Annotated in this window: 26 protein-coding genes and 1 pseudogene; 12 read left to right on the top strand and 15 right to left on the bottom strand. The window is 34.3% G+C overall.

Features of this window, described 5'->3' with window-relative positions; genetic code table 11:
• Positions 1–42: 42 nt before the first annotated feature.
• From AACP56_RS15025 to recR, 7 genes are all read right to left on the bottom strand, one after another.
• Complete coding sequence (locus AACP56_RS15025) at positions 43–1,290, bottom strand: competence/damage-inducible protein A (RefSeq protein WP_339337740.1); 1,248 nt, start codon at positions 1,288–1,290, stop codon at positions 43–45.
• An 87-nt stretch (positions 1,291–1,377) separates the two neighbouring features.
• Complete coding sequence (locus tag AACP56_RS15020; RefSeq protein ID WP_339337738.1) at positions 1,378–1,716, bottom strand: Hpt domain-containing protein; 339 nt, start codon at positions 1,714–1,716, stop codon at positions 1,378–1,380.
• Positions 1,716–2,327 carry a fumarylacetoacetate hydrolase family protein gene (locus AACP56_RS15015; RefSeq protein ID WP_339337736.1) on the bottom strand — a complete coding sequence of 204 codons (612 nt, stop codon included), beginning with the start codon at positions 2,325–2,327 and terminating at the stop codon, positions 1,716–1,718. Before AACP56_RS15015 ends, AACP56_RS15020 begins: the two co-directional genes overlap by 1 nt.
• Before the next feature lie 15 nt (positions 2,328–2,342).
• Positions 2,343–3,254, bottom strand: coding sequence for a carboxypeptidase-like regulatory domain-containing protein (locus AACP56_RS15010; protein ID WP_339337734.1), 912 nt, complete (start codon positions 3,252–3,254; stop codon positions 2,343–2,345).
• A complete protein-coding gene (locus tag AACP56_RS15005) occupies positions 3,255–4,031 on the bottom strand; it encodes a 3'-5' exonuclease (protein WP_339337732.1) in 777 nt (258 codons plus the stop codon). It abuts the gene before it with no gap.
• Between the two features lie 97 nt (positions 4,032–4,128).
• Complete coding sequence (locus tag AACP56_RS15000; protein WP_339337730.1) at positions 4,129–5,490, bottom strand: dihydrolipoamide acetyltransferase family protein; 1,362 nt, start codon at positions 5,488–5,490, stop codon at positions 4,129–4,131.
• 119 nt (positions 5,491–5,609) lie between these two features.
• Positions 5,610–6,230: a recombination mediator RecR gene (gene recR, locus AACP56_RS14995; protein ID WP_339337728.1), complete on the bottom strand. Its 621-nt coding sequence runs from the start codon at positions 6,228–6,230 to the stop codon at positions 5,610–5,612.
• A gap of 67 nt (positions 6,231–6,297) precedes the next feature.
• Here recR and AACP56_RS14990 point away from each other — a divergent pair, with 67 nt between their 5' ends.
• A complete protein-coding gene (locus AACP56_RS14990) occupies positions 6,298–7,770 on the top strand; it encodes a sodium:solute symporter (protein ID WP_339337726.1) in 1,473 nt (490 codons plus the stop codon).
• 5 nt (positions 7,771–7,775) lie between these two features.
• Positions 7,776–8,012: a DUF1059 domain-containing protein gene (locus AACP56_RS14985; protein ID WP_339337725.1), complete on the top strand. Its 237-nt coding sequence runs from the start codon at positions 7,776–7,778 to the stop codon at positions 8,010–8,012.
• A gap of 20 nt (positions 8,013–8,032) precedes the next feature.
• Here AACP56_RS14985 and AACP56_RS14980 read toward each other — a convergent pair.
• Together AACP56_RS14980 and AACP56_RS14975 are read right to left on the bottom strand one after the other, a co-directional pair.
• A pseudogene (locus AACP56_RS14980) lies at positions 8,033–8,391 on the bottom strand (CoA-binding protein).
• A 399-nt stretch (positions 8,392–8,790) separates the two neighbouring features.
• Entirely contained in the window at positions 8,791–9,798 is a 1,008-nt protein-coding gene (locus AACP56_RS14975; RefSeq protein ID WP_339337724.1) for a 3-oxoacyl-ACP synthase III family protein, read from the bottom strand.
• Positions 9,799–9,988: 190 nt separating this feature from the next.
• Between AACP56_RS14975 and AACP56_RS14970 the strand changes: the two genes are divergently transcribed.
• Entirely contained in the window at positions 9,989–12,445 is a 2,457-nt protein-coding gene (locus AACP56_RS14970) for an alpha/beta hydrolase family protein (protein ID WP_339337723.1), read from the top strand.
• A 4-nt stretch (positions 12,446–12,449) separates the two neighbouring features.
• Here AACP56_RS14970 and AACP56_RS14965 read toward each other — a convergent pair whose 3' ends face one another.
• Both AACP56_RS14965 and AACP56_RS14960 read right to left on the bottom strand, forming a co-directional pair.
• Positions 12,450–13,760: an ABC1 kinase family protein gene (locus tag AACP56_RS14965; RefSeq protein ID WP_339337722.1), complete on the bottom strand. Its 1,311-nt coding sequence runs from the start codon at positions 13,758–13,760 to the stop codon at positions 12,450–12,452.
• A gap of 6 nt (positions 13,761–13,766) precedes the next feature.
• Positions 13,767–14,426, bottom strand: coding sequence for a TetR family transcriptional regulator C-terminal domain-containing protein (locus tag AACP56_RS14960; protein WP_339337721.1), 660 nt, complete (start codon positions 14,424–14,426; stop codon positions 13,767–13,769).
• 381 nt (positions 14,427–14,807) lie between these two features.
• On the opposite strand from AACP56_RS14960, the gene htpG reads away from it, so the two are divergent.
• Positions 14,808–16,721 carry a molecular chaperone HtpG gene (gene htpG / locus AACP56_RS14955; RefSeq protein WP_339337720.1) on the top strand — a complete coding sequence of 638 codons (1,914 nt, stop codon included), beginning with the start codon at positions 14,808–14,810 and terminating at the stop codon, positions 16,719–16,721.
• Between the two features lie 63 nt (positions 16,722–16,784).
• On the opposite strand, the gene AACP56_RS14950 is transcribed toward htpG, so the two are convergent.
• Positions 16,785–18,524, bottom strand: a complete 1,740-nt coding sequence (locus AACP56_RS14950; RefSeq protein WP_339337719.1) for a T9SS type A sorting domain-containing protein — start codon at positions 18,522–18,524, stop codon at positions 16,785–16,787.
• 90 nt (positions 18,525–18,614) lie between these two features.
• Between AACP56_RS14950 and AACP56_RS14945 the strand changes: the two genes are divergently transcribed.
• The 4 genes from AACP56_RS14945 to AACP56_RS14930 are packed head-to-tail and all read left to right on the top strand — an operon-like array spanning position 18,615 to position 22,522.
• On the top strand, positions 18,615–19,400 hold the full coding sequence (locus tag AACP56_RS14945; protein ID WP_339337718.1) for a LytR/AlgR family response regulator transcription factor: 786 nt from the start codon (positions 18,615–18,617) through the stop codon (positions 19,398–19,400).
• A gap of 34 nt (positions 19,401–19,434) precedes the next feature.
• Positions 19,435–20,787 (top strand): hypothetical protein, encoded by a 1,353-nt coding sequence (locus tag AACP56_RS14940; RefSeq protein ID WP_339337717.1) that lies wholly within the window; start codon positions 19,435–19,437, stop codon positions 20,785–20,787.
• Between the two features lie 37 nt (positions 20,788–20,824).
• Positions 20,825–22,159, top strand: coding sequence for a hypothetical protein (locus tag AACP56_RS14935; protein WP_339337716.1), 1,335 nt, complete (start codon positions 20,825–20,827; stop codon positions 22,157–22,159).
• Positions 22,160–22,162: 3 nt separating this feature from the next.
• Positions 22,163–22,522 carry a DoxX family protein gene (locus tag AACP56_RS14930; protein ID WP_339337715.1) on the top strand — a complete coding sequence of 120 codons (360 nt, stop codon included), beginning with the start codon at positions 22,163–22,165 and terminating at the stop codon, positions 22,520–22,522.
• On the opposite strand, the gene AACP56_RS14925 is transcribed toward AACP56_RS14930, so the two are convergent.
• Both AACP56_RS14925 and AACP56_RS14920 read right to left on the bottom strand, forming a co-directional pair.
• Entirely contained in the window at positions 22,519–22,917 is a 399-nt protein-coding gene (locus AACP56_RS14925; RefSeq protein WP_339337714.1) for a hypothetical protein, read from the bottom strand. The genes AACP56_RS14930 and AACP56_RS14925 overlap by 4 nt on opposite strands.
• Positions 22,910–23,488, bottom strand: a complete 579-nt coding sequence (locus AACP56_RS14920; protein WP_339337713.1) for an RNA polymerase sigma factor — start codon at positions 23,486–23,488, stop codon at positions 22,910–22,912. The genes AACP56_RS14925 and AACP56_RS14920 overlap by 8 nt, the downstream gene beginning before the upstream one ends.
• A gap of 131 nt (positions 23,489–23,619) precedes the next feature.
• Here AACP56_RS14920 and AACP56_RS14915 point away from each other — a divergent pair, with 131 nt between their 5' ends.
• Both AACP56_RS14915 and AACP56_RS14910 read left to right on the top strand, forming a co-directional pair.
• Positions 23,620–23,967: a DUF6249 domain-containing protein gene (locus AACP56_RS14915; RefSeq protein WP_339337712.1), complete on the top strand. Its 348-nt coding sequence runs from the start codon at positions 23,620–23,622 to the stop codon at positions 23,965–23,967.
• Positions 23,968–24,027: 60 nt separating this feature from the next.
• A complete protein-coding gene (locus AACP56_RS14910; RefSeq protein ID WP_339337711.1) occupies positions 24,028–24,660 on the top strand; it encodes an MOSC domain-containing protein in 633 nt (210 codons plus the stop codon).
• 53 nt (positions 24,661–24,713) lie between these two features.
• Here AACP56_RS14910 and AACP56_RS14905 read toward each other — a convergent pair whose 3' ends face one another.
• Positions 24,714–25,094, bottom strand: coding sequence for a hypothetical protein (locus AACP56_RS14905; protein ID WP_339337710.1), 381 nt, complete (start codon positions 25,092–25,094; stop codon positions 24,714–24,716).
• A 222-nt stretch (positions 25,095–25,316) separates the two neighbouring features.
• Here AACP56_RS14905 and AACP56_RS14900 point away from each other — a divergent pair, with 222 nt between their 5' ends.
• Both AACP56_RS14900 and AACP56_RS14895 read left to right on the top strand, forming a co-directional pair.
• Entirely contained in the window at positions 25,317–26,186 is an 870-nt protein-coding gene (locus AACP56_RS14900; protein ID WP_339337709.1) for an AraC family transcriptional regulator, read from the top strand.
• Positions 26,186–26,785 (top strand): alpha-ketoglutarate-dependent dioxygenase AlkB family protein, encoded by a 600-nt coding sequence (locus tag AACP56_RS14895; RefSeq protein ID WP_339337708.1) that lies wholly within the window; start codon positions 26,186–26,188, stop codon positions 26,783–26,785. Before AACP56_RS14900 ends, AACP56_RS14895 begins: the two co-directional genes overlap by 1 nt.
• Positions 26,786–26,799: the final 14 nt, after the last annotated feature.

Genomic DNA, 26,799 nt, shown 5'->3' with positions numbered 1-26,799 from the left:
CTGCAAATTTAGGTATTTCTCTTAGACACACAAAATTCTAACTCAGAAATTTAGAATTTCTTTTTGTAATAATTCAAACGCCTTATTTACAGACTTTTGAACAATGCGCTCTCTATGATTTCCCATAGTGAATTTTTGGGTAAAAGTGTGCTTTGGTGTACTAATTGCAATAAAAACCGTACCTACTGGTTCATCCGAATCTCCTTTTGTTGGCCCAGCATTACCTGTGGTAGCAATTGCAAAATCCGTATTCAAAACTTGTCTTACATTTTTCGCCATTGCTAGCGCAACTTCTTCACTCACGACGGAGTGTTTTTCTATTATATCTCTATCCACCCCTAAAAGGTTAATTTTCGTTTCTGTGGCATAGCTTACCACACTGCCCTTAAAATATTTTGATGCTCCAGGTAAAGCGGTTAATTGCTCAGCAATTTTACCCCCTGTAAAGCTCTCAGCAGTAGCTAAACTTAATTTTTTATTGGTAAAAAGATTTGCAATTGAAGATTCAATACTCTCATCTTCTTCCTCACCATAGATAATATCGCCAATAAGAGGATACAGTTTTTTAGCCTCTTTTTCCACCATTTCTTGCAGCTCTTCTTTATGGTTTCCTTTGGCAGATAGACGAAGTCTTACTCTACCTAAACTAGGTAAATAAGCAAATTTTATAGCTTCCGGTAGGTTATTTTCCCAATCTTCTATCTTACTTGCTATTGCACTTTCCCCAAGGCCATAGGTCATAATGGTCTTATGTAAAATATGAGGACGCTTGTATTGAGAGATGATTCTTGGAAGCACGCCACTTGTTATTAAGCCTTTCATTTCAAATGGAACACCTGGTAATGAAACAAACGCGGTTCCATTTTTTTCCATCCAAAGACCGGGAGCTGTACCAAACTCATTCTTTAAAACAGTTGCACTTGCAGGCACTAAAGCTTGTTGTCTATTTAAATCCGAAATGGGTGTTGAGATATATTTCGCAAAGAGTTTTTCAATATGGTTTAGAACTCCTTCATCCTTAACCAATGAATCTCCAAGGTATTCACATAGTGTATGCTTGGTAATATCGTCTTTTGTTGGACCTAATCCTCCAGTAATAATGACTACCTGTGATCTTTTATTTGCTTCTGAAAGAGCATTTAGTATTTGTTGCTTCTCATCTTGAACAGAAGTAATTTGATATACAGAAACACCAATTTTGTTAAGTTCTTTTGCAATAAATGCTGAGTTTGAGTCTACTATTTGGCCTATTAGAATTTCGTCTCCAATGGTAATGATTTCCGCTTGCATACAGTTACTATAATATTCAAACTAGAATTTGAATAATTAAGCTGCAAAAATAACTAAAAGGTGTTCTGCTAGTGAGAATTGTTGTGTTTATACTTCGAAGTCCTTGTGAAGTTCAGCAACCACCTGTTCAATATCTTTTTTAAGGATAGGGAATTTCTCTTCTATAGCACTTAAATTGGAATCGCTCTTACCCAAGGTCTCAATTTCTAGAGCAGTTGCCCTTGTTTGTTCCATCCCTAAAAGATCAACATTTGGTTTGATTTTGTGAGCCATTTTGTAAACCTGTTCAAAATTCTTTTCGGAAATGGCATTTTCCAAATTTTGAAGATCTTCAGGTACTTCTTCTAAGAAAACAGAAATCACGGAAATCACAAAGTCTTGATCTCCTTCAGCCATTTCATTTATCTTATCTAAGCTATAAATCATTATCGTACATTGATTGTAAAAAATTCCTCATCTTCAATTCTACCTTCAAGGTAATCATTTGCGACAACTTTACCAACACCTGAAGGTGTCCCGGTGTAAATAATATCGCCTTTTTTGAGCATAAAATAGGTGGACACATATGCAACCAACGCATCTATCTTCCACAACATCAAGCTTGTATCCCCTTTTTGCACGATTTCCCTATTTTTTAACAAGGAAAAACTTAGTTTGTCTAAATTTTCGTACTTTTTTTTATTAATCCACTTACCAACCACTGCGGCTCCATCAAATCCCTTAGCTTTTTCCCAGGGCAAACCTTTTGCTTTTAGGTCTGATTGTAAATCACGTGCCGTAAAATCTATTCCCAAACTTATCTCATCATAATAGGTATGAGCAAACTTCTCTTTAATGTGCTTACCTACTCTTTTAATTTTGATCAAAACTTCAACTTCATAGTGAATTTCATTAGAGAATTCAGGGATATAAAAATCTTGTTCTTTGGGTAGAACTGCAGAATCCGGTTTAATAAAAACAACTGGTTCGGATGGGCGTTCGTTATTTAGCTCGTCTATGTGATCAGCATAGTTCCTACCTATACAGATTAATTTCATACTAAAAATAAATTGTTATTTACCCTTGGCAATTTTTAAACTTATTGCGGGAATAAAATTTTGATTATTGTCTTTTGATTTTACTTTAAATTCTTGCCATTCACCCATGCCATAAATCATCGCTTTAAAATTCTGATTCTTGGTGTACATACCACCAAATGTAGGTGCAAAACGGTCTTCGATAATAGGCTTATTGGTTATTGGGTTCTTTTCACCTTTTTGATACCAATTATAGGGTATAAAAAGCCATTCCAAACCAATATACACACCATTTTGGGGCATTTGTAGCTTTAATGAAGATATGTCTATTGATGTATAATCGTATGTTCTGACAGATTCTAAAATTATACTTTTTTGCACCATGTCTTTGTTGGGCATTTTGCTTTTAGAATCTACATTATAGAAACGTAGTCTAAATTTTGCTTTTTCTCGGGTAAACTCATTTTTTTGCCTGAAAAACACCGTTATGGTTTTCAAATATTTTTTGCTTGCGCCTATATTGGGAAAGTAAAGTGCCAATACCCATGGCGTAGAGGAAGAATCAAAGCCACTGGTAATACTATAGCTAGAAATAGGGTTTAGTATTTGGGATGCTCCCAACTTTTTGGCTACAACCACTTCTTCAAGCTCGAAACTAGCAGCAACCATTTTCAACTGTTTGGTTTTATATAAGCTTTGTGCCATTAAAATAGTATCCTTATATCCTAATGAAGAAACATGTATTTTCTTTTGTAAGTAGTCCTTTGGGATTTCCAGATGAAACTTTCCCTCTTCTGTAGTAGAAGTTCCTTTTAAAGTGTTTAAAAAACTGATGTTGACATATGGTATGGCATCATTAGTTTTGAAATCTATCACACTGCCTTCAAAATCTACATTTTGTGCAAGAACATAAAAACCAGTAAAAAAAAAGCACAAAAATAATCGCATTTAGGACAATTTATTATTGAGCTTGCTTAGCTTAAGTTGGGTAAGAACCTTTTTGGTATACAAAGGAAAGTCTGCGTTTAAAATCCATCCAAAATAACCTGGTTCTTTTTCCAAAACCTCATCCACAGTTTTACCTTTATGCTTACCAAAGGCAAAAATGGGGTTATCATTCTCATCAATACCAATAAATCCGGCAAAATCTAAGGATTGTTTCCTAGTGGTAAACTCGGAAAGCTTCTTTACATTATTTTCCAATTCCGGATATCTGTCCAATTGAGATAACAAAACCTCATACGTAGCTAAAGTATCAGCCTCAGCACTATGGGCATCTTCTAAATCCTTATCGCAATAGAATTTATAAGCAGCCCCTAGAGTTCTTTTCTCCATTTTATGAAAAATGGTCTGCACATCTACAGAAACCATGTTTTTCATGTCAAAATCAACCTCTGCCCGGAGCATTTCTTCCGCCAAAAGTGGAATATCAAAACGATCAGAATTAAAGCCTGCCAAGTCACTATCCCTAATCATTTTATAGATTTCCTTGGACAATTCTTTAAAAGTAGGCTCGTTTGTTACTTTCTCATTGGAAATTCCATGAACAGCAACTACTTCTGGAGGAATCTCCATTTCTGGATTCACCAACCAAGTTTTACTTTCTTTATTACCATTTGGAAAAATCTTAAGTATGGAGATTTCAACGATTCTATCTTTTGCAACGTTTATTCCAGTTGTTTCCAAATCGAAAAAACAAATAGGCTTGGTAAGTTTTAATTGCATTATGGAATTTTATGTTTTGACAAAGATAGGCCTTCACATAAAGTTCCCTAGCAGAATAATAAATATTGAAGTGTAATTGAACGAATAAAAGCTAATTCTAAATCTCTCGATTTATATCCCAAGCCTCTAGATAATCTGCAACGGTCTTTATAAACATTCCACCAAGTGCACCATTCACAACCCTATGGTCATAACTGTGGGATAAGAACATCTTACTACGCACACCTATAAAATCACCTTCAGGAGTTTCAATTACAGATGGCATTTTACGGATAGCACCTAAAGCTAAAATAGCTACTTGTGGTTGATTGATTATCGGTGTTCCAAACACACTGCCAAAAGAACCTACATTGGTAACCGTGTATGTCCCATCCTTAATTTCATCGGGCTTTAAAGCATTATTTCTTGCCCTATCGGCCAAATCATTGACCGTTTTGGCCATACCAACTAGATTTAGCTGATCCGCATTTTTGATTACAGGCACAATCAAATTACCATCTGGTAAGGCTGCCGCCATACCTAGATTGATATTCTTTTTCTTGATAACATTGTCACCATCCAATGAAACATTAATCAAAGGGAACTTTTTAATTGCAACAGCAACTGCTTCCATAAAAATTGGGGTAAACGTGAGCTTTTCACCCTCACGCTCTTCAAAGGATTTTTTAACCTTATTCCTCCAGTTTACAACATTTGTAACATCCACTTCAATAAAGCTCTGCACGTGTGCAGAAGTTGACACACTTTCTACCATATGATGCGCAATAAGCTTGCCCATACGTGACAGTGGAATAATCTCGTCCCCACCTGATGCTTGAACTGTACTCGTCTTTACCGGAGCCGCCTCAGGAATCTTAGGAGTTTCTTTTACTACTATGGGTTTGGATTCCTCCTTTATTAGCTCAGTAGTTGCAGTAGCGGTGCTACCATTGGCACCTCTATTTTCGATAAATGCTAAAATATCGTTTTTTGTAACCCTGCCTTCTTTTCCTGTGCCAGGAATGGTATCTAATTGTTCTAGGGAAATGCCCTCCTGTTTAGCAATATTTTTCACAAGAGGTGAATAAAAGCGTTCTGAACTGGAAAAATCTTGAACAGATGCCGCAACAGTTTCTTTAGCAGCAAAGACTTGTTGTTGAATTTGTGCAATAGGCTCTTCAAAAACTTGCTCTTCTTCTGTTTTCTCATTGCTTTCCGAAGCAACTTCAACAGCGTCACCTGCCACTTCTATAACCGCTACAACCTCGCCTACTTTTATAATATCGTCAACCTCAAACCTTTTTTCTACTAAAGTACCCTCAACTTCGCTGGGCACTTCAGAATCCACCTTGTCTGTCGCTATTTCAAAAATTGCCTCATCCATCTCAATGGTGTCACCAACCTCTTTGAGCCAAGTAGTTAGTGTTGCCTCGGCAACACTTTCACCCATTTGCGGTAATTTCAATTCAAATTTTGACATATTCCTAATTAACGTATCGATTAAGGCTTATATTTTGCAAAAATAATAAAATATTGACCTTATCATTAATTTTTATGTATTAAATAACGTTCTTTATATAGTTCCATTTTGGCAAGGAACTAATTCGCTTTTATAGAACTTTCAAAAGGTACGCGATTTAAAATACTTCTTCCTAAAGTAACTTCGTCAGCATATTCCAACTCATCCCCTACCGAAATACCTCTTGCAATAGTTGAAGTTGTAACATCATAACCTTCCAATTGTTTATACATATAAAAATTGGTAGTATCCCCTTCCATGGTAGAACTAAGTGCAAATATGAGCTCTTTCACCTTCCCATCTTTCACTTTGTTGACCAAGGAAACAATATTCAAATCTTGAGGGCCAACTCCCTCCATAGGAGATATTTTACCCCCTAGCACATGGTATAACCCCTGATATTGAGAGGTGTTTTCGATAGCCATAACATCCCTAATATCTTCCACCACACACACTAGACTTTCATCCCGTTTAGGATTAGAACATATTTCACACAACTCTGTATCTGAGATATTATGACAAGAACTGCAGAAATTAATTTCTTCACGCAACTTCATTAAAGAGCCAGCCAAGTAAGAGGTACGCTCCTCAGGCTGTTTTAATAAATGTAATACTAGCCTTAATGCTGTTCGCTTACCAATACCAGGCAGCTGAGACATTTCATATACAGCATTCTCAAGAAGTTTAGATGAATATTCCATTGCTGTAAAATTACAATTTTACATTTATCCAAATCGCTTTTTGTATTTTGGACAACAAATTGACTTTATGTCCGCTACTCAGATATTACTGCTTATAGGAGGTTATTTTCTAGTCCTTTTATTGATATCCTATTTTACGGGCAAAAATGATTCCAATACAGATTTCTTTAAGGCTGGTCAGAAGTCACCTTGGTATTTGGTCGCCTTTGGCATGGTAGGGGCTTCTCTTTCAGGTGTAACTTTCATATCTGTACCTGGATGGGTAGAAGCATCTGAGTTTAGCTATATGCAGGTCGTATTGGGCTATTTGTTTGGATATTTTGTGGTCGCATTTGTATTGCTACCTATATATTACAAACTAAACTTAACTTCAATATATGAGTACTTACTTGAACGATTTGGCACGGTAAGTCATAAGACTGGAGCTTTTTTCTTTTTTATATCGCGTGTTTTAGGCGCAGCATTTAGGTTGTATTTGGTTGCGATTGTGCTACAACAATTCGTTTTTGATGACTTTGGGGTTCCTTTTGAAATTACTGTGGTCATATCCATTTTTTTAATTTGGATTTATACTAACAAGGGAGGAATAAAGACTATTGTTTGGACAGACACTCTACAGACAACCTTTATGATTGCCGCTGTTATTTTATCCGTTGTTTTAATCAATAGGGAGCTGGATTGGAGTTTTGGAGAATTTTTAGCTTCCGATGAGCTAAAAGATTATAACAAGTTTTTATTTACGGACAGTTTATTGGCAAAAAATCATTTTATAAAATCTTTCCTTGGTGGCATGTTCATTACTATTTGTATGACTGGTTTAGATCAAGATATGATGCAAAAAAACCTAACATGTAAAAATCTGAAAGATGCACAAAAAAATATGATTTCTTTCAGTTTTGTTTTAGTTGGGGTCACCTTCCTATTTATGCTTTTAGGAGCACTTTTATTCATTTATAGCAAACAAAATGGAATCGCCATTCCTTTAATGGATGGGGCTCCAAAAACAGATTTACTTTTTCCTGAAGTTGCTTTAAATAGTGGATTGGGACTTACTTTATCCATAACTTTTATGTTGGGCCTAATAGCTGCCGCATATAGTAGTGCGGATAGTGCACTAACTTCTTTGACCACTTCTTTTTGTGTAGATTTTTTGAACCTAGATAAGAAAACCGAAAGCGACCAAAAACGAATTCGAAAACGAACCCATGTAGTAATGAGCTTTGTTCTTATCCTGGTTATTATATCATTTAAATATATCCTAAGCCGTAATGTTATTGACAGTCTTTTAATTGTAGCCGGTTACACTTATGGACCTCTTTTAGGACTTTTTGCATTTGGCATATTCACAAAACATAAAATTAAAGACAGGTACGTCTGGTTAGTTGCAATACTTTCCGTTATAACTATATCCATTATCGGCAATATGAATCCCAATTTTTTAGGAGGGTATGTAGTAGGCTATGAACTTTTACCACTAAATGGTCTTTTAACCTTCATAGGACTATGGCTGATTAGAGCTAAAGAACCAACCAAAAATTAAACACTATGAAAACAATGACCTGTAAACAATTGGGTGGCGCTTGTGATGTTGAGTTTAGCGCAAATACCTTTGAAGAAATAGCTGAATTAAGCAAAAGGCATGGCATGGACATGTTCCAGAAAAAAGATGCTGCTCATCTAGAAGCTATGATCGCTATGAAAACATTAATGGAATCTCCTGAAGCGATACAGGCTTGGTTTCAAAATAAAAGAAATGAATTTGATGCATTGCCAGAAGAATAGTGACTAAAACTTTTCTTTTATTAATATTGCCCTGTTGCCAATAATACCAAAGTGCAGGCAACCTCAACTTTAATTTCAGCTTTTTTAAGGAGTTCATAAAATTCTGGGTTTCTGTCCCAGGATTAAAAATGACTCTTTTGGGTTCTAATTTGATAATTTGATAGTAATACTCGCTTTGCCGAGTTGGGTTCATGTATAGTGTAATGGTATCAATATTTTCAAAATTGTCCAAATTGGTTTTAATTTGCACGGAACCTACCTGCCCGGATTTTAACCCAAATGCTTCTGTTTTAATGTTATTTTCCAGTAAGCGATGAATAGCTATATTGCTATATCTGTTTGGTTTTAAGGATGCTCCAAAAACTAAAGTTGTTTTCATTTGTTATTTATCTGTTAAACTAGGTTAAAAGTCGTAACGATTTTGAAAAAATATCGTCTATTGGTAATAGAGTTAAAACTTAATCATTGGTAAGACTGTATTTTTTATAGTTAATGGTTAGTGTTTAGTATAGCTTATCAATGAAAAACCCTGACCCTCTTTATTGAGGTCAGGGTTACTTTTTATATCATACTTTACTTGAGCTTTTTTATTTTACTTAATAATTGTTAAACCCAGACTATAATGTAACATGGTGTTCATAATGTCGTCTATTAAATAACAAAGACGAATACATAAACATGCCTTTTAATAAAATTGACATTTTTGAGACGGCAATTGGTTGGTTAGTGCTTAATCAAAAAGTCAATAAGACCCCGACATAAAGTTGGGGTTTCTTTTTTACCATCTAATAATAACGCTTCCCCAGGTGAATCCACTACCAAAAGCTGCAAGTACGACCAAGTTACCATCGTTAATTTTACCTTTTTCCCAAGCTTCGGTCAAGGCAATTGGTATTGATGCTGCAGTAGTATTGCCATAGTCCATGATATTGTTATAGACTTGGTCATTAGAAAGACCAAACTTCTTTTGTACAAACTGTGAAATTCTAAGATTAGCTTGGTGTGGAACCAACATATTAATGTCTGATGGATTTAATCCATTTGTCTGCAAACCTTCCATAATAACCTCACTAAAACGAACTACAGCGTTTTTAAATACAAATTGACCATTCATATATGGAAAATAAGATTCGTCATTGGGGTCATTGTCTTCAATAATGTCCGTAACCCAACGTTTCCCCATTCCTGGTGCAATCAATGAAAGTTCCTCTGCATGTTGGCCTTCGGAGTGCAAGTGTGTGGATAGAATCCCCTTTGTGGTATCTTCTTCCCTGCTTACAACTGCAGCTCCAGCACCATCTCCAAAAATAACGGAAACACCTCTACCCCTAGTTGTCATATCCAAGCCGGTAGAATGTACTTCGGAACCAATGACCAATACATTTTTATACATTCCAGTTTTTACATATTGATCTGCAACGGATATTCCATAGACGAATCCAGAACACTGATTTCTTACATCAAGAGCTCCAACGGTTTTTATTCCCAAATCACGTTGTACCAAAACACCAGGTCCAGGAAAGTAATAATCTGGACTTAAGGTGGCAAAAATGATGAAATCGATATCATCCTTATCAATGCCAGCACGTTCAATAGCAATCTTCGCTGCTCTAACACCCATGGTAGTGGTTGTATCTTCTCCTTTAATGACATGGCGTCGCTCTTTGATACCTGTTCGTTCCTGAATCCATTCGTCATTGGTATCCATCAACTTTGAAAGGTCATCATTGGTAACAACATTATCTGGAACATAGTGACCTAAACCTATAATTTTAGAATTGTACATAATAGATTATTTACTAGAAACAGCAAAACCATTCCATTTTAATTCTGAAAAGTAACAATTTATATTCGGAGATCTAATTTCATGTCAAAAAAATAGTAGTAAAAGCTATTTAACATTATTTCATTTGACCTAAAAATCGTAACTTTAGAAAGCTGGTATTCCTTCTTCTTAAACACTATAAATTCATCAAATGAAAAAAGCTGTATTTCTTTTTGCCCTTCTATCAACCATATTAGTATTTTCCCAAGAAAATCTCAACTACCAAAAGCCGTCAAAAGAAATTCTAGATTTAGTTGATGCTCCCATAGCACCTTCGGTGCTTCTAACTGAAGACGGTAAACATACGGTCTTTTTATATCGGGATTACTATAAAAGTATAGCTGAGCTTTCAGAAACAGAACTTCGCCTAGCTGGTCTTAGAATTAATCCCAAAACCAATATTGGTAGTAGAACCAATTATTATAACAACATTAAGCTTAAAGAAACGAGCAACAACAAAGTATCTGAAGTCTCAAATATGCCCAATAACCCTAGGTTAGCAAATTTTACATGGTCGCCAGATCAGTCAAAAATCGCCGTAACCAATACCACGACCAATGGCGTTGAGATTTGGGTTTTAGATTTAAGAAAGGCTGAAATGATAAAACTTACAGATGCCAATGTAAATGCCAATATGCGTGACGTCATTAATTGGTTCAAGGATAGTCAATCTATTCTGGTCAAGATGTTGCCAAATGATCGAAAAGACTTAGTAAATGTTAATGAAGCAGTACCTGTGGGGCCAACAATTTCATCTAATGATGGAAAAAAAGCACAGAATAGAACCTATCAAGACCTATTAAAAAACCCAAATGACGAATTTAACTTTGAACAATTAGCAAGGTCAGAACTATATAAAGTGGGTTTGGACGGCTCAAAAACTGAATGGCTTGATGCCGCAATGTATAGCAACATCAGTTTTTCTCCAAATGGAGAATATGTTATGGTTGTTGATGTTCAAAAGCCTTTTTCTTATCTCGTACCATATTACCGTTTTCCTTCGAAGACATCAATCTATAATAAAGATGGCAATTTGGTCAACACACTTTTAGAAGTACCGCTAATTGAAGATTTGCCAAAAGGTTTTATGGCAGTTCGTATGGGCAAACGCAATTTAACTTGGCGTAATGACAAACCGGCTAGCTTGATTTATGTTGAAGCACTAGATCAAGGCGACCCCGAAAAAGAAGTTGCATATAGGGATGAAGTTTTTCAATTAGATGCACCTTTTAAGGAAAAAGGAAAAAGCATTTTAAAAACAAAAAACAGATTTAGTTGGATTCAATGGGGGAACGATAATTTAGCCATTGCATACGATTATTGGTGGAACAATCGAAATACTAAAACTTATCTTTTTGACCCTTCAGACACCTCAAAGGAATCTAAAATACTGTCTGACCGAAATTATCAGGATGCATATAGTGACCCTGGAGACTTTGTTACCAAGAGAAACAAAAATGGAATGAGAGTGTTGGCTTTGGACAACAATAGTGCCTACCTTTTAGGTGATGGCCATACCTCTGAAGGGCAATTCCCATTTGTGGAAAGAATGAATTTAGAGTCGTTGGAAAAAACAAGACTTTATACTTCCAAATTAGAAGGCAAGAAAGAAAATCTTATTAATTATAATGCTACTAAAGATGAGCTATTAGTTCGTATTGAATCACCAAGTGAATATCCAAACTATTATTACAAAAGCTTGGTTAAAAGAAGAGGTGCTAGGCAATTGACCTATTTTGAAAATCCATTTAAAAGCCTTCAAAATGTGCACAAAGAAGTAATCAACTATAAACGTGATGATGGACTTGAACTTAGCGGTACTTTATACCTACCTGTGGGATACGACAAGTCTAAAAAGGAAAAAAAACCCATGATACTATGGGCATATCCAAGAGAATACAAAGACAAGAACAGTGCTTCTCAAAACACGCAAAATCCCAATGAATTTACATACCCATATTGGGGCTCGCCTATTTATTGGGTGACCAAAGGCTATGTAGTGTTAGATGATGCTGCATTTCCAATAATTGGCGAAGGTGACGAGCAGCCAAACGATAGTTTCAGAACCCAATTGGTCGCTAATGGTAAAGCGGCAATAGATGCAGTTCATAATATGGGATATATTGATAGAAAAAAAGTAGCGGTAGGCGGCCATAGTTATGGAGCCTTTATGGTAGCCAATTTGTTATCACATTCTAATCTTTTTGCTGCAGGTATTGCTAGAAGCGGTGCCTACAATAGAACATTGACCCCTTTTGGCTTTCAAAGCGAGGAAAGAAATTATTGGGAAGCACCAGAAGTGTACTATAATATGTCACCATTCATGCACGCAGATAAAATGAAAACCCCATTGCTATTAGTCCATGGCGAGGCGGATAATAATTCTGGTACTTACCCTATGCAAAGTGAACGTTATTTTAATGCACTAAAAGGGTTGGGGGCTACTGTGCGATTAGTCATGTTCCCTAAAGAAAGTCATGGGTATAGAGCAAAAGAAAGTATTTTACATTTGCTGTGGGAACAGGATCAATGGTTAGAAAAATATGTAAAACAGGCAGATTCTTCCGAAAAAATTGAATTAGCTGATCCTATCGGGAAAGATAAATAGTAAATTAAGATAAATACTGCCTAAAATCGTTTACGATTACCTTAGCTTCTAAATCATGAAGTAAGTTATATAATCCAAAAAACGTTCGATTCATATATAAAAAGTGCTTTGAGCCACGGTTACCGTTCATTTTACGAATCTGTTCATCTTTCGAGTAACGTTCACTTAAGTCTGCTATTTTAGACCAAAATAAGTCTGAACCAAAGTCAAACTCTTCTTCATGGAATGGTGAAGTGAACAAGCTCAACATCTCTTTAAATAACGCTTTAAAGAATTCAAGTTCTTTTTGTGAGTCCGTTGGGGTCAATATTTCAAGTTCATACAACTTTTCCATAAAGACCTCGTCATTATTGATGTTCTCCTTTTTAGCCAATTCAAAATAAGGGATATAAAACTCATCAGGAATTTCCTTGATACAACCAAAATCTATGGCGATTAAGGTATTTCTTGAGCTTACCAAAAAATTACCAGGATGTGGATCCGCATGTACCTTTCTTAAGCCATGTATCTGATACATATAAAAGTTCCAAAGTGCCTGTCCCAGCTTATTGCCAACTTCATCTGTAAATCCAGTTTTGGCAAACTCACTAAGGTGTTTGCCTTTCATCCAATCCATGGTTATGATTCGCTCACTGGACAATTCTTTGTAATATTTTGGAAATTCCATATTAGGTATAACAGAACAGGCCTCAGTAATCTCTTTGCTTTGTTGCAATTCCAAAATATAATTGGTTTCTTCAACCAATTTGTTTTCAACTTCTTTAAAATATTTATCTGAATCTTTTCCTTGCAGATTGAACATTCTTATAGCGATTGGCTTCACTATTGCCAAATCGCTACTAATACTTTCTGCAACACCCGGATATTGAATCTTGACAGCAAGTTTTTTATCGCCTTTTGTCGCCTTATGCACCTGCCCTATACTTGCAGCATTAACAGAATCTCTCTCAAAAGAGTCAAAAATATCTTCTGGATATTTTCCTAAATATTTTTTGAACGTTTTTCTGACTAAGGGAGCAGAAAGTGGGGGAACTGAAAATTGTGAAAGGGAGAATTTCTCAACGTAAGCATTGGGGAGTAAGTTTTTCTCCATACTCAACATCTGAGCCACCTTTAAAGCACTACCCTTTAAACTTTTTAAACCATCATAAATGTCACCGGCATTATCTTCATTAAGCTCGTCTTTAGTTAAACTAGGGTTAACTAATTTCTTGCTGTAATATTTGGCATAATTACCACCAATTTTAACACCGGTTTTTACCAATTTTCCTGCACGTTCTATCTTTCCCGTAGGGATTTTATCCAGTGTTTTCATATAAAATTATGCGAAGTTTTCCTTGTATAAAAATTTACCAAAATCAATAATGCTGTCCAGAGGTGTATTATCAAAAACATCAAAAATTGTGGCAACAGATTTCTCTATTGCCAAATCTGTTTTTACAAATCCAGGAGAAGAATCGTCCATCCAGAATTTTAAAAGGAAAAGGAATTGAACCCATGCACCTTCTGAAAAAATCCTTGGGCTTTGCTTTGTGATTTTTAAGGTCTTGTCTGCATTACCTTCTTCAATAAGTTCGCTCGCAAACTCCTTTAAGTGCGTTCTAAGTTCTTTTAACTCACTCATTTTATCCAACATTTTGCGATTGCCATCCAAAGTGAATAAAACGTAACTTCTGTTTAAAGTCAATAGTTCGAAAAAAGTGTAAAAGTAGGTAAGCATTTTGTCCTTATTGCTAAAGCTTCCGTACTCCTTATTCTTGTTTGATAGGTTTAATGTATTTGAGTGAAATTTGTTCCATATGGATTTTTGTAATGATTCAAAAGAACCAAAAAAAGAATAGAATTCCTCCTCTTTAATTTTATTTTGCTTACAAAACTTAAATATAGACTTAGGATATGTCTCATGTTCCAAAACATAATCCATATATAGACCTATTATCTTATCGTCGGTTATTTTCGCTGTACTCGCTTTAGTAGCCATTTCTAGATTTTTTGTTAAAACAAATTTACAATATTATAAACACTATTTCTGTTAATAATCTAACAAAAAAGAAAACGTGTTCTTTAGCAAGAACACGTTTTCAACAACCTAACCAATAAATAAACAAACTCGTTGTAACTTTTACTTTTTCATAGCAGAGTTTTTCCTTACAACAATGTAAAAATAATTAATGTTTAATTATATTAAAAATATATTAAACAAAATTTATGTTAAACTTTTCAGTATTAAAATAACTAACCAAAGTATTGATGTCAGTTTGTCATCTTTTTATGCTATGGTACTTTTTTTGAAAAGCTTAATGCCAAATAGTATAATTAGGTTTCAGCATTTGTTGAAATAAAAAATAAAATTCGAAATAGTATGGCTAAAGGTAAAATCAATGTTTCAGTAGAAAACATTTTCCCACTAATCAAAAAATTTCTTTATAGTGACCACGAAATATTTTTACGGGAGTTAATTTCTAATGCGACAGATGCGACACTTAAACTAAAGCATCTTGCCGCTATAGGAGAAGCTAAAGTTGAATACGGTAATCCACAGATTGAAATCAAAGTCGATAAGGATAACAAGAAAGTTCATATCATTGACCAAGGTATAGGGATGACTGAAGAAGAAGTTAAAAAATATATTAACGAGGTCGCATTTTCAGGTGCTGAAGAGTTTTTAGATAAGTATAAAGATGCTGGTAAGGACACTGGCATTATTGGTCATTTTGGACTTGGATTCTATTCAGCCTTTATGGTTGCTGAAAAAGTAGAAATTATCACCAAGAGCTTTAAAGATGAACCAGCTGTTCATTGGTCTTGTGATGGTTCTCCACAATTTGAGCTTAAAAAAGCTAAAAAACAAGACAGAGGGACAGAAATTATACTGCATGTTGCTGAAGATTCTACAGAGTTTTTAGAGGAGGCAAGAATCCGTGAGCTTTTAAATAAGTATAATAAGTTTATGCCTATTCCGATTAAATTTGGAACAAAGGAAATCAACGATCCTGAGCATAAGCCTAAAACCACAAAAGACAAGGACGGAAAAGAAACTACTGAACCACACAAACAGATTACTGTTGATGACATTATCAACAATCCAAATCCTGCTTGGACCAAGAAACCAGCAGATTTAAAAGAGGAAGATTACAAAGGTTTTTACAGGGAATTGTATCCAATGCAATTTGAAGAGCCTTTGTTCAACATTCATTTGAATGTAGATTACCCATTTAACTTAACTGGTATCTTATACTTCCCTAAGTTGACCAATGACCTGAACATTCAGAAAGACAAAATTCAACTATATCAAAATCAAGTTTTTGTTACGGATAATGTTGAAGGTATAGTACCCGAATTTTTGACTATGCTACGTGGAGTTATTGATTCTCCAGATATTCCTTTGAATGTTTCTCGTTCGTATTTACAAGCAGACGGAGCAGTTAAGAAAATTTCATCTTACATCACTAAAAAAGTAGCAGATAAGTTAAGTTCTCTGTTCAAAAACAATCGTGAAGACTTCGAACAAAAATGGAACGACATCAAGGTAGTTATTGAGTATGGAATGCTTTCTGAGGATAAGTTCTTTGAAAAAGCAGATAAGTTCGCACTATACCCAACAGTAGATGGCACTTACTATACTTTTGAAGAGTTAGAAACGAAGATTAAGGCCAACCAAACAGATAAGGATGATAAAATGGTCATTCTTTATGCCTCAGATAAAGAAGCACAACATAGTTATATAGAAGGAGCTAAAGCCAAAGGCTATGAAGTCCTACTTTTAGATTCTCCTATTGTTCCGCATCTAATGCAAAAATTGGAAACTTCCAAAGAGAAGATTTCATTTGCCCGTGTAGATGCTGACCATATTGACAACCTCATCAAAAAAGAGGATACCGCAATTTCTAAGTTGTCTGACGATGAAAAAGAAAAACTGAAAGGCGAAATTGAAAAAGTTATTGATCCTAAATCTGGATTTACCGTTCAATTGGAAGCTATGGATAGTTCATCACAACCTTTTATTATCACTGAACCTGAGTTTATGCGTCGTATGAAAGATATGCAGCAGACAGGTGGCGGTGGAATGTTTGGTATGGGCAATATGCCAGATATGTTCAATCTTATCGTTAACACCAACCACGAGCTAGTGGGTGAAATCTTAAACACCAAAACTGCAAAAAAAAGGGAACGTTTAATTAATCAGTCATTAGATTTAGCACGATTGTCCAAAGGACTTTTAAAGGGTGAGGAATTGACCAATTTTATTAATCGCAGTTACGAAATGATTAAGTAGTCTATCATTCCCTCAAAGATTCACTAAAAAACAAAACCGCTCTTAGAATCTAAGAGCGGTTTTTTATTGCTTTAGAAATTTAAAGGGCTTCGATTTTAAATCACTATCGAATTTTAAGAAGTAAAGTCCAGGTTTTAAATCGCCAATGTAAAAAGGAACTTCATATGGTCTTTCTGCAATTAATTGACCGGATATATCAAAAATAAGTCCTTTTGTCCCCTTATCATTTTCAAAACCGCTTACTTCGATATAATTTTGAGACGGATTTGGGTATAAAATTTGCTCATCATTAGAACCTTTGTTTTCAATATTTCCTGAATCTTCTTCTTGTCCTGAAGCAGGTTTTACAATTTCTAATTTAACCAAAGAAGCGCCTCCAGCATAATAAATATTTCCTTCTTCATCAATAATATTATTGCATCCCCCATCATCCAAAGGATTTTTTAATGCTTTACAGGATTTTCCCAGATACTTTTTAAATTTAACTAAGCCTGTATCCCAGTCCAAACCATAGTAGTAATAGTTACAATTGTCTTCCCTCCCGCTACCATATACAAGGTTAGAACCAACACTATAGGTTAGTACTCCATTCATATTAATGTCTTTATTTACCCATGCAATTTCAAACTTGTTTTCATCTGAATTCCAATGGATTTTCTGTACACCTTTGAGCGTATTGCTACCTTGGCCTAGAAATCCATTAAATTGAGCTATACCAACATCATATTCGTAAACAGTAGGTGAATTTTCGATAGACTGAAATTTATTGCTGAAAGCTTCCGCTGCTGGCAATTGAATTTTTCCAGCTAAACGAATATCTTCTCCTGGGATACCTTTCCAATCTTCAGGAATTTCCCTCCAAAAAGCCACCAAATTATTTTTTGCATGCCCATCAGACATTACTACCAATTTATCACTGTCTTCACCAAAACCCATCAAACTAGGAGTAGTACCACTACCTTCGGCCCATCGACCAGTTGGTCCATCATTTACAAAATCATAAAAAGCTTCAAAGCCAATACTTAGTCTTTGACCATCCCAATCTATACGAATTAAACGATGCGTAGTCACCAAATAGAAACTATTGTCTTTATCAACTGGAAAACCGTTGTGCCCAATTATTTCATTATCGGCAACCTGTTGAATATCCATCTTTGCCAACAAGTCTAAATCTTGACTCAAAATACCTACTGTACATTTTCCGTATTTTCCTTTACCATTGTCACTTGCAAATACTATTTGCCCCAAATAGTTAATACCAGAGTGTTGGGTTTTACCAATACCATAGTCTCCAAAATCAAAAGTCTTTTTTAGTTCCAGTTGTGAATATAGGTTCTTGGGGTTTTTATCCCCCAGCTTGTACAACTTAGTTGAGATATTCTTCCTTGGGTTATACTTCGGATCAAAAGTGTACCATTGGTTACCCTTTATCTGCAAATGATTATAGCTGAAACTAGTTAACCAATCTTTATCTATTCTAAACTTTGAAATAATCCTTGGACCGTTTTTAGTATTTAGAATCTTCATAAAGTGAGTAGCATTTGACTGTAATAAAGCTCTTTTACCGTTTGGGTAAGGATCAGAGAAATAGGTCCATGGTGAAGTTCCTCCTTTAATCCCTTTGAGTATTTTTACTACTACAGAATCAGAGTCTGTTGGTCCAGCAAACTCAGAATAGGATTGTCTGGCACTATTGGTATGGTAGATTGGCCAAGGAGAATCGGCCAACCATGGATTTTTAGGTGCTACTTGACCAAACATTAAAATAGGTAATACAAAAAAAAGAATCCACGTTATTTTCATGATTTGTAGATTTAAGATTAATTTACTGCCAACTCTTCAATAAATAACTCCATTATTCGTGCCTATTGTATTAGCTAAATCTTATTTTCAATGAAACAAAAGCAATTTTCAACGAAATGGAAAGAGTTCTGGACATTGAGAAAGCGTTTTGTTTTTTGGGGTATCATTTTGCTTGCTGCAAGTATCAATTATTATAATCAGTTTTTCACGTATTGGCCATCATTCTTGTTATCGCTCCTAATAACTCTTGAAGTTATGGGGATGTTCTATTTGGGCTATCAGCAATTGAGCAGGGCGAAGACGTTTCCCCACCTAAGATTTTGGTCCTACACCCTTTTGTTTACTTTTTTTAGATTGGTTATAGTTTATCATGTACTACAACATCATTTACCAGAATGGACAGTTTTCCACTATCCTGGACGCACGATTCCATTTTTGTTTTTTACATCTGCAGCCTTTCTTTTTTTGGGATACAGCTATTCAATCTACGAATGGGGCTTGGCAGCACGTGAAGAATACAACCGAATGTTAAATCATAATCATTATACCCAACAACACCCATTATCTATAAGAAGCGAAGGAAAGACAATACGGTTATTACCCCAAGAAATACTCTATTTAGAAGCAAAAGGCGAGTATATTAACTATGTAACCGTGAGTAATAAGCATATGTGCTTTCAACGAATGAAGAAAGCTGAAAAAGAATTACAAGAATATGGGTTTTTAAGAGCACATAGGTCTTACATTATAAATCCAATGAATGTAAAATCATTTTCAAATTCTGAAGTACAGATGAATAACAATATTACCATTCCAGTGAGCAAAACCTATAAAGAAAGTCTGTTAAAAAGTTTTGATATTCTTGACAACATGTAAATTCATTATCTTGGAATACTAATCAACCAGACCTATGAGCAACGATTATAATAGTTCTTCTTTTAAAAAACTACTTGACAAACTACAACAAGAAAGTTGGCAGTTAGAACTACTGATTTCAGGTTTTGCGATTTTTGGACTCTTCCAAGTAATGAATCCACTCCAAGAAGAGCTTACTAAGGCCATTGGTAACGATCAAGGGATTTACAGTTATTTTATACAAACCGTTTATCCTGCACTTACTATTTTACTTGTAGTCCTCTTAATCCATGTAATTTTAAGAGGAGTATGGATTGGAGCTTTAGGTCTACGTTATGTTTCCAATGAGATTGATTACGACGAGCTACAATACTCTAAAAAATTTACCGAACACCTTACAAAAAAAGTAGGTTCTTTTGATAGGTATATTTCCCGATTAGAAAACATTTGTAGTACGCTGTTTGCAATTGCCTTTTTAATGGTTTTCTATTTTATGGCCTATATGTTGGTAATTGGTTTTTATGTGCTAGTGAGTAGTTTAATTGAAATAACTGGTCTTTTAAGCAACGACCAGCAAGTAGTTTTTAATGTTTATTGGGGGTTTATTTATTTCTCTTTTGCACTACTTATTTTCATAGACTTTTTAGGCATGGGAATACTAAAAAAAGGCAACTTACGGCCAAAGATTTACTATCCGGTTTATCGTTTCTTTAGTATCGTCACCCTTTCTTTTTTATACCGCCCCTTGGTTTATAATTTTTTAGATCAGAAGAGAACAAAATGGCTTGCCACATTTATTTTACCCACCTATTTATTAGTAAGTTTTTTACTAAGTGCTTTCTCAAAACAACATTCAAATTACCTTACACCAAATGCAGATTCAAGTTCTATTTATGCAAATACCAGTAATTATGAAGATGTAATTAATAGGAGCGAAGATTTAGTTGATTTTGCCACTATACCATCAAAAGTGATAACCACTTCCTATTTACCACTTAAAATACCCTTCACCACATTTAAAGAAAATGCGGTATATAAACAGGATAGTTCATTAACACCTACAAATGATGAAAGAGGTTATGGATTTAATGGCGGAAAAATGGCGATTCCTGGACTAACCTTTTCAATAAATAACAGCAAAAATATTGATGAGCAAAAAAAATATTTGAATGTGGTTAATAAGATGTACAAAGTACTTATAGATACTACAGCAATAGAAAAGGAATTTATTTATACTACCAATTTAGATGGACGTCTTCAATTTGAAACCTTCTTAGATATTTCGTCCATTACTAATGGAAAGCATTTGTTACACATAATAGGACCACGAGGAGACAACCAACTCTTCAAGAAAAAAATTAAAATCGACACGCTAGTGACCATCCCCTTCTGGCGTTTTAAAGACTAAACTTTAGTATCTTGTTTTTACAAAACCAAGAAAACCAATGAATAACGATTACAAAAGCCCTGCATTTAAAAAGCTATTGGATTCTTTACAACAGCAAAGTTGGGAACTAGAACTACTCATCTCGGGTTTTGCAATTTTTGGTCTTTTCACTGCTTATGAGCCTGTAAAAATTGAAATGATTCAGGCCAGTAATGAACAGCAAATTTATAGTTTCGTAATATATTTTTTAGCCCTTACCGCTTGCTCCATTCTACTTTTCAATTTGTTATTGCATGTAATCTTAAGGGGGCTTTGGATTGGCGCATTAGGTCTTAGATATGTTTCGGGCGATATAGAATTTGAGAAACTAAAATATGCAGATCGTTTTAAAAAATACTTGAGTAAACGAATAGTTTCTTTTGACCGTTACATTGGCAGTCTAGAAAACTATTGTAGTATTCTATTTGCAGTTTCTTTCTTATTGATTTTTTATGTATTAGCACTTACTGTTGTAATAATTGTTTTAGTCTTAATTGCAAATTTTATCATTGATAATGAAAATCTACCAAATTGGGTTTCAAACTGGGTAGGCATACCGCTAATGATATTTTTAGTTGCAGGCATGTTTTTTACCTTTTTTGACTTTGTAACTCAAGGATTGTTAAAAAGGAACAAATGGATAGCAAAAATATATTTTCCGATTTATTGGGTTTTTAGCTTCCTTACCTTGTCGTTTTTGTATAGACCATTGGTATATAATTTTTTAGATAACAAATTTGGAAAAAGACTTATTCTTTTATTAACACCAATCTATTTGCTCATTCTAATAGTTGCTTCTTTAGAGTATCAAAACTCAAATTATTTGGATAAAGAAAGAGATTCTTCGTCTCAATTCGCAAACAAAGAAAATTACATGGATTTACTAACGGAAGATGGCGACTTCCCTGGTGAAGTCGTAATTCCATCAAAAATTATTAGAACGCCATATTTGCCTATTTTTATTCCATATAAAGAAAATATAGAGGACAGAATTTTTGCATATGATTCTACTTTAAAACCTAAAAAAGATTTAAGAGGTTTATCTTCTGGGGTGAATTTTAGTACAAGCTGGGAAGACCAATTTGATAGTAAAAAACAACGCGATAGTATCAGAAAAAGATACTTAGAACTATTTAACGAAACCCATTCCTTTAAAATTGACACAATAAAAATTGATGGCAACTTTATAGTTACCACTAGTAATAAAGGGCAACTAGGCTTTGAGACCAACTTAAATATTCGAGATATTCCTGAAGGGATGCACATTTTAAAACTCAACAGATTAAGAAAACGAAAAGATACTACCCAAACATTATTAGAAGCTCAAGTACCCTTTTGGTACTTTAAAGAATAAACTATGTACTATCCATGGCATTTATACCTGATGGCCGGTATGTATATTTTTGCAGGAATTATGCACTTTGTTAAACCTAAAGCCTATATGCGTATAATGCCAAGGTATTTATCCAATCACAAGGCCTTGGTTTTTTGGAGTGGAATAGCAGAAATAGTTTTAGGAATTGGACTATGTTTTTCTAAAACCAAGAATTTAGCTATTTGGGGTATTATTGCTATGCTAGTAGTCTTTTTAATGGTTCATTTTTATATGCTATCCGGTGAAAAAGCTTCAGCAGGGATTCCTAAGTGGATTCTTATTCTTAGAATTCCATTACAATTTGGTTTGATGTATTGGGCATATTGGTATCTTCAGTTTTAGGCCAATCTATTCTCAAAGTATTTTTTTAGAACTAGGGTATGTAGACAAATCATTAGTCCAAAAATTACAATGGAATAGGTCAAAGTTTTTGAAAAATTCAATTGTGCGAAAAAATCTGAAGACCATACACCTATCTTGTTTAAATCTTCAAAATATGAAGTTGAAGTTCCTGAAGTCGCATATAAATCAATACCATAAACCACTAAACCAACAATTAAAATTGCTGCCAATGATAATATCCATTTTGGTAACAAAGGCTTATACTCTAATTGTTGACTTTTACCCTTAATGGCTTTTTCCACTACTTTTTGGGTAAAACCATGTGAAGGCACCTCCAAGCTATCTGAAGCCATTAAGTTATCAATCAACTTTTCTAATTCCTCTTGATTATCCATAATTTCTTATTGTCTCTGGGTTCAACCGTTCTTTTAATATACTTCCCAATCTTTCACGTGCTCTAAAGAGTCTAACTTTAACCGTATTTTCAGATAAACTAAGAATCTTAGAAAGCTCTTTCAAATTTTTTTCTTCAAAATAAAAAAATGATAATAAAGCACTATCATTTGGCGATAGGAGCTCCATACACTTTTTAAGCAATTTGGATTTCTCCCCTCTTTCAATATCATCCAAAACAGTGTTTAAATTGGCAATTTCTAAACCAGATATTTCATCAAATGAACTAATATTCTGTTCTTTCTTTATCTTTTTCAATCTATCTAAGCATGTATTATAGGTTATTCTATAAATCCATGTTGAAAACTTAGAATCCCCTTTAAAATTTTTAATTGACTTAAAAACTTTAATAAAAGTATCTTGTGCTACCTCTTCAGCTTCTTCCGGGTTCTTCAACATTCGCAACGCAACTGTAAACACTAAATTCTTGTAATCATCCACAAGTTTTGAAAACTCTTGCGAATCACCACTTAGTATTAATTGAACATTTGGCTGGTTAAGGTTTTGTTCCATTTAGTATATAGGACGAAAAAAGAATCGTGCAGGTTACATAAATTTAAAAAAACTTCATGGGTGTAACCTTTTTGGAAAAAGCATCGTCATAAGGACAAATGAGTTTATTAATCAATTAAAAACGAATAATTATGGGATCAGAATTAATTATTATACCAATTTTCTTTGGAGCAATATTTGGAATTGCCTACCTCTATTTTTCCACACGGAACAAAGAACGCTTGGCTTTAATAGAAAAAGGGGCAGATGCAAGTATTTTTGTTAAAGGCGGAAATCGAACAGCACCTATCTGGAAAGTACTATTATTAAATCTAGCCCTTTTATTAATGGGCATTGGTCTTGGTATATTCATAGGTTCTCTTATGGAAGCAGCAGGTTTTGATGATGACGTAGCATACCCTGCAACAATCTTCTTTATGGCCGGTGTTGGTTTATTTACGGGGTATACAATGACAAAACGTTTGGAAAAGGAAGACTAACCATCTAAACATTAACAAGAGAAACCATCACGATTGTGATGGTTTTTTTATTTTCATAAGATGAAAGTTATTTCGACAAATTTAGCCCAACCAAGAACCGTTTTATGGCGTGGGAGAGAGATACAAACAGGTATTTACAAAGAACCTGTTGAGGAATCTTTACTGCTACAAAAAGAGGACGTTGCAAATGACACTGTTATCGATAGAAAACATCATGGTGGGGAGTTTAAAGCTTGCTATCTTTTTTCTTCAGATTACTATAGTGATTGGAAAGGATTTTATCCAAACCTAAATTGGGACTGGGGTATGTTTGGTGAAAATCTTACAGTTGAAGGATTAGACGAAAATAAGTTATGCATTGGTGATTTATTTAAAATAGGCACCGCACTTGTACAAATAACCGAACCTAGACAGCCTTGCCATAAATTGGGAATAAAGTTCGGTGACCATAAGGTTATAAAAGAGTTTATTGAATATGGACATCCAGGTACTTATGTTCGTATTATAACTGAAGGAAGAGTAAAAAAAGGTGATATTCTGGAGCTAAAACAAAAAAGCAAGAGCACTTTAACCGTTCAACAGTACAATCAATTGGTAAATCAGAAAGAGAAAGATTTAGAATTGGTAAAATTAGCCGTAGTGAATAATAGCATAAGAGAAGAGAAAAGGGAAAAGCTTAAAAAATTGTTATAGAAAAGCCCCAAATGAATTTGAGGCTTTCTAAAACTGAATAAAAATTAACTGAACTACTTTACTTCTATTTTTTCTTTGTAAGTACCAAGTTTGTCAACCACAACTACTGTATATTCATCTTCGTAAGCATTGCTAAAATTAAAGGCTTTTTCAATTACGATTTCGCCCTCTAAACTTTCTTTGTATACAATTCTGCCTTCACTATCATAAACTTTTAGTATCACTTTACCTTTACTCAAGTTCAAAAGATTTACAAGAACTTTGTCACCTTTCTTTTTAAAGGTAGGGTCTAAATCAATAGAAAGAATGTTCTTTTCAACCTCATTTTTAGCATTAGTTTTCTTACCAAAAGAGTTTTCTGGTGCATTCGCCATACTTAATGTTGAACTTAATAATATGGCTGCTGCTACTGAATTTTTTAAAATTGTCTTCATAACATGTTGTTTTTAATATTTGTAATTAATTTACACTGCAAACATACTTCCTAAGCACATTACGGAACTACTACAAATTTTTCCTATTTCTGTTGAATTTTAACCAAATAACCCTCCTAAACATCCTGAAAGGGTAATTTTAAACATGTTTTGGTTAATTTTGCATAGATTCAATTCTATAGACAAGACTAACTTTACTATTGAAAAAGAAAAAATTGCCCTATGAATCAAAAACCTATTTTTGAAGCAATTGCTCCAGATTTTGGACACTCATTCACCTATCAAAGATTTGATGAAAACAAAACAAATACTAATGGTATATGGCATTTTCATCCGGAATTAGAGCTGGTTTATATCAATGGAGGTTCTGGTAAAAGACAAATAGGAAGTCATGTTTCATATTTTAGGGAAGGTGATTTAATTCTCATTGGCTCTAATCTTCCACATTGTGGTTTTACTGATAAGCTCACCGGCAATAAAAGCGAAACTGTGATACAAATGAAAATGGATTTCCTGGGTAATAACTTCTTTGATATCCCAGAAATGAAGAAAATCCAAAAACTTTTAGCTATCTGTAAAAGTGGAATTGCATTCTATGGAAAAACGAAAAAGAAGATTGGTGAAAAAATGGAGATTTTAGAATATCAGTCAGATTTTCAACGATTGCTTTCCATTTTAAATATTTTAAATGAACTTGGTTCTTCTGAAGAGTTTAAAGTGTTGAATGCCGAGGGATTCTCTATGGAGGCAGAAGTTAAAGACAATGACCGCATCAATGTAGTTTTCAATCATGTAAAAACCAACTTCAAGGAAGATATTAGTTTGGATGAAATTGCTGATTTGGTTAGTATGACAGTTCCTTCTTTTTGTAGGTACTTCAAAAAAATTACCAATAAAACCTTTGTGCAATTTGTAAATGAGTATAGACTAGTACATGCATCAAAATTATTGGCTGAGCAACCTATGAGTATTACTGAAGTTTGTTTTGAAAGTGGCTTTAATAACTTTTCACATTTTAACAAATCGTTCAAGGCATTTACAGGCCAAAACCCTTCTGAATATAGAAATCAGTTAAAAACAGTACTTAATTGATGGCAGAACTATTTAATGAAGAAATTAAGTTTAATCTGCCCAATGCAGTTATTAGTTATTTTCCAAACTTTATTGAAAACCAAAAAGCCAACTCTTATTTTAAGAACCTAAAAACCACCATTCCCTGGCAACAAGACAATATTAAAGTTTTTGGAAAAATACATCCACAGCCTAGATTAACTGCCCTATTTGGTAATAATGGAAAATCGTATTCATACTCCAATATTACCATGAACCCACACTCATTTACTTCAGAATTATTGGAATTAAAAGAGGCGATTGAATCAATTAGTGAAATTAGTTTTACTACCTGTTTGCTTAACCTATATAGAGATGGAAAAGATAGTAATGGTTGGCATTCTGACGATGAGGCAGAGCTTGGAAAAAACCCTGTAATCGCTTCCATAAGTCTAGGACAAGAACGCTTTTTTCATCTAAGACATAAGAATGACAAACGATTAAGGCAAAAAATTCTCCTTACCCATGGCAGTCTATTACTAATGAAAGGGGAAACACAACATTTTTGGCAGCATCAGATACCTAAAACCACTAGGCAAATAAAAGAACGAATAAATCTGACTTTTAGAGTGGTCTATTAATTTGTAATTTTGGT

This window comes from Croceitalea sp. MTPC6, assembly GCF_036985525.1.
Lineage (GTDB): Bacteria > Bacteroidota > Bacteroidia > Flavobacteriales > Flavobacteriaceae > Croceitalea.
Note: the sequence above shows the minus strand (reverse complement) of the source record. Positions and strands in the feature narration are given on the sequence as shown.

Excerpts from the sequence above, each read along its gene's own strand:
- AACP56_RS14985 (WP_339337725.1), top strand. The coding sequence starts at position 7,776 with ATGAAAACAATGACCTGTAAACAATTGGGTGGCGCTTGTGATGTTGAG.
- AACP56_RS14990 (WP_339337726.1), top strand. The coding sequence starts at position 6,298 with ATGTCCGCTACTCAGATATTACTGCTTATAGGAGGTTATTTTCTAGTC.
- AACP56_RS15000 (WP_339337730.1), bottom strand. The coding sequence starts at position 5,490 with ATGTCAAAATTTGAATTGAAATTACCGCAAATGGGTGAAAGTGTTGCC.
- AACP56_RS14930 (WP_339337715.1), top strand. The coding sequence starts at position 22,163 with ATGTACTATCCATGGCATTTATACCTGATGGCCGGTATGTATATTTTT.
- AACP56_RS14905 (WP_339337710.1), bottom strand. The coding sequence starts at position 25,094 with ATGAAGACAATTTTAAAAAATTCAGTAGCAGCAGCCATATTATTAAGT.
- AACP56_RS14945 (WP_339337718.1), top strand. The coding sequence starts at position 18,615 with ATGAAACAAAAGCAATTTTCAACGAAATGGAAAGAGTTCTGGACATTG.
- AACP56_RS14975 (WP_339337724.1), bottom strand. The coding sequence starts at position 9,798 with ATGTACAATTCTAAAATTATAGGTTTAGGTCACTATGTTCCAGATAAT.
- AACP56_RS14900 (WP_339337709.1), top strand. The coding sequence starts at position 25,317 with ATGAATCAAAAACCTATTTTTGAAGCAATTGCTCCAGATTTTGGACAC.
- AACP56_RS14925 (WP_339337714.1), bottom strand. The coding sequence starts at position 22,917 with ATGGATAATCAAGAGGAATTAGAAAAGTTGATTGATAACTTAATGGCT.
- AACP56_RS15010 (WP_339337734.1), bottom strand. The coding sequence starts at position 3,254 with ATGCGATTATTTTTGTGCTTTTTTTTTACTGGTTTTTATGTTCTTGCA.
- AACP56_RS14965 (WP_339337722.1), bottom strand. The coding sequence starts at position 13,760 with ATGAAAACACTGGATAAAATCCCTACGGGAAAGATAGAACGTGCAGGA.
- AACP56_RS14940 (WP_339337717.1), top strand. The coding sequence starts at position 19,435 with ATGAGCAACGATTATAATAGTTCTTCTTTTAAAAAACTACTTGACAAA.
- AACP56_RS14915 (WP_339337712.1), top strand. The coding sequence starts at position 23,620 with ATGGGATCAGAATTAATTATTATACCAATTTTCTTTGGAGCAATATTT.
- AACP56_RS14960 (WP_339337721.1), bottom strand. The coding sequence starts at position 14,426 with ATGGCTACTAAAGCGAGTACAGCGAAAATAACCGACGATAAGATAATA.
- AACP56_RS14920 (WP_339337713.1), bottom strand. The coding sequence starts at position 23,488 with ATGGAACAAAACCTTAACCAGCCAAATGTTCAATTAATACTAAGTGGT.
- AACP56_RS14950 (WP_339337719.1), bottom strand. The coding sequence starts at position 18,524 with ATGAAAATAACGTGGATTCTTTTTTTTGTATTACCTATTTTAATGTTT.
- AACP56_RS14910 (WP_339337711.1), top strand. The coding sequence starts at position 24,028 with ATGAAAGTTATTTCGACAAATTTAGCCCAACCAAGAACCGTTTTATGG.
- AACP56_RS15005 (WP_339337732.1), bottom strand. The coding sequence starts at position 4,031 with ATGCAATTAAAACTTACCAAGCCTATTTGTTTTTTCGATTTGGAAACA.
- htpG (WP_339337720.1), top strand. The coding sequence starts at position 14,808 with ATGGCTAAAGGTAAAATCAATGTTTCAGTAGAAAACATTTTCCCACTA.
- AACP56_RS15025 (WP_339337740.1), bottom strand. The coding sequence starts at position 1,290 with ATGCAAGCGGAAATCATTACCATTGGAGACGAAATTCTAATAGGCCAA.
- AACP56_RS15020 (WP_339337738.1), bottom strand. The coding sequence starts at position 1,716 with ATGATTTATAGCTTAGATAAGATAAATGAAATGGCTGAAGGAGATCAA.
- AACP56_RS14970 (WP_339337723.1), top strand. The coding sequence starts at position 9,989 with ATGAAAAAAGCTGTATTTCTTTTTGCCCTTCTATCAACCATATTAGTA.
- AACP56_RS14895 (WP_339337708.1), top strand. The coding sequence starts at position 26,186 with ATGGCAGAACTATTTAATGAAGAAATTAAGTTTAATCTGCCCAATGCA.
- AACP56_RS15015 (WP_339337736.1), bottom strand. The coding sequence starts at position 2,327 with ATGAAATTAATCTGTATAGGTAGGAACTATGCTGATCACATAGACGAG.
- AACP56_RS14935 (WP_339337716.1), top strand. The coding sequence starts at position 20,825 with ATGAATAACGATTACAAAAGCCCTGCATTTAAAAAGCTATTGGATTCT.
- recR (WP_339337728.1), bottom strand. The coding sequence starts at position 6,230 with ATGGAATATTCATCTAAACTTCTTGAGAATGCTGTATATGAAATGTCT.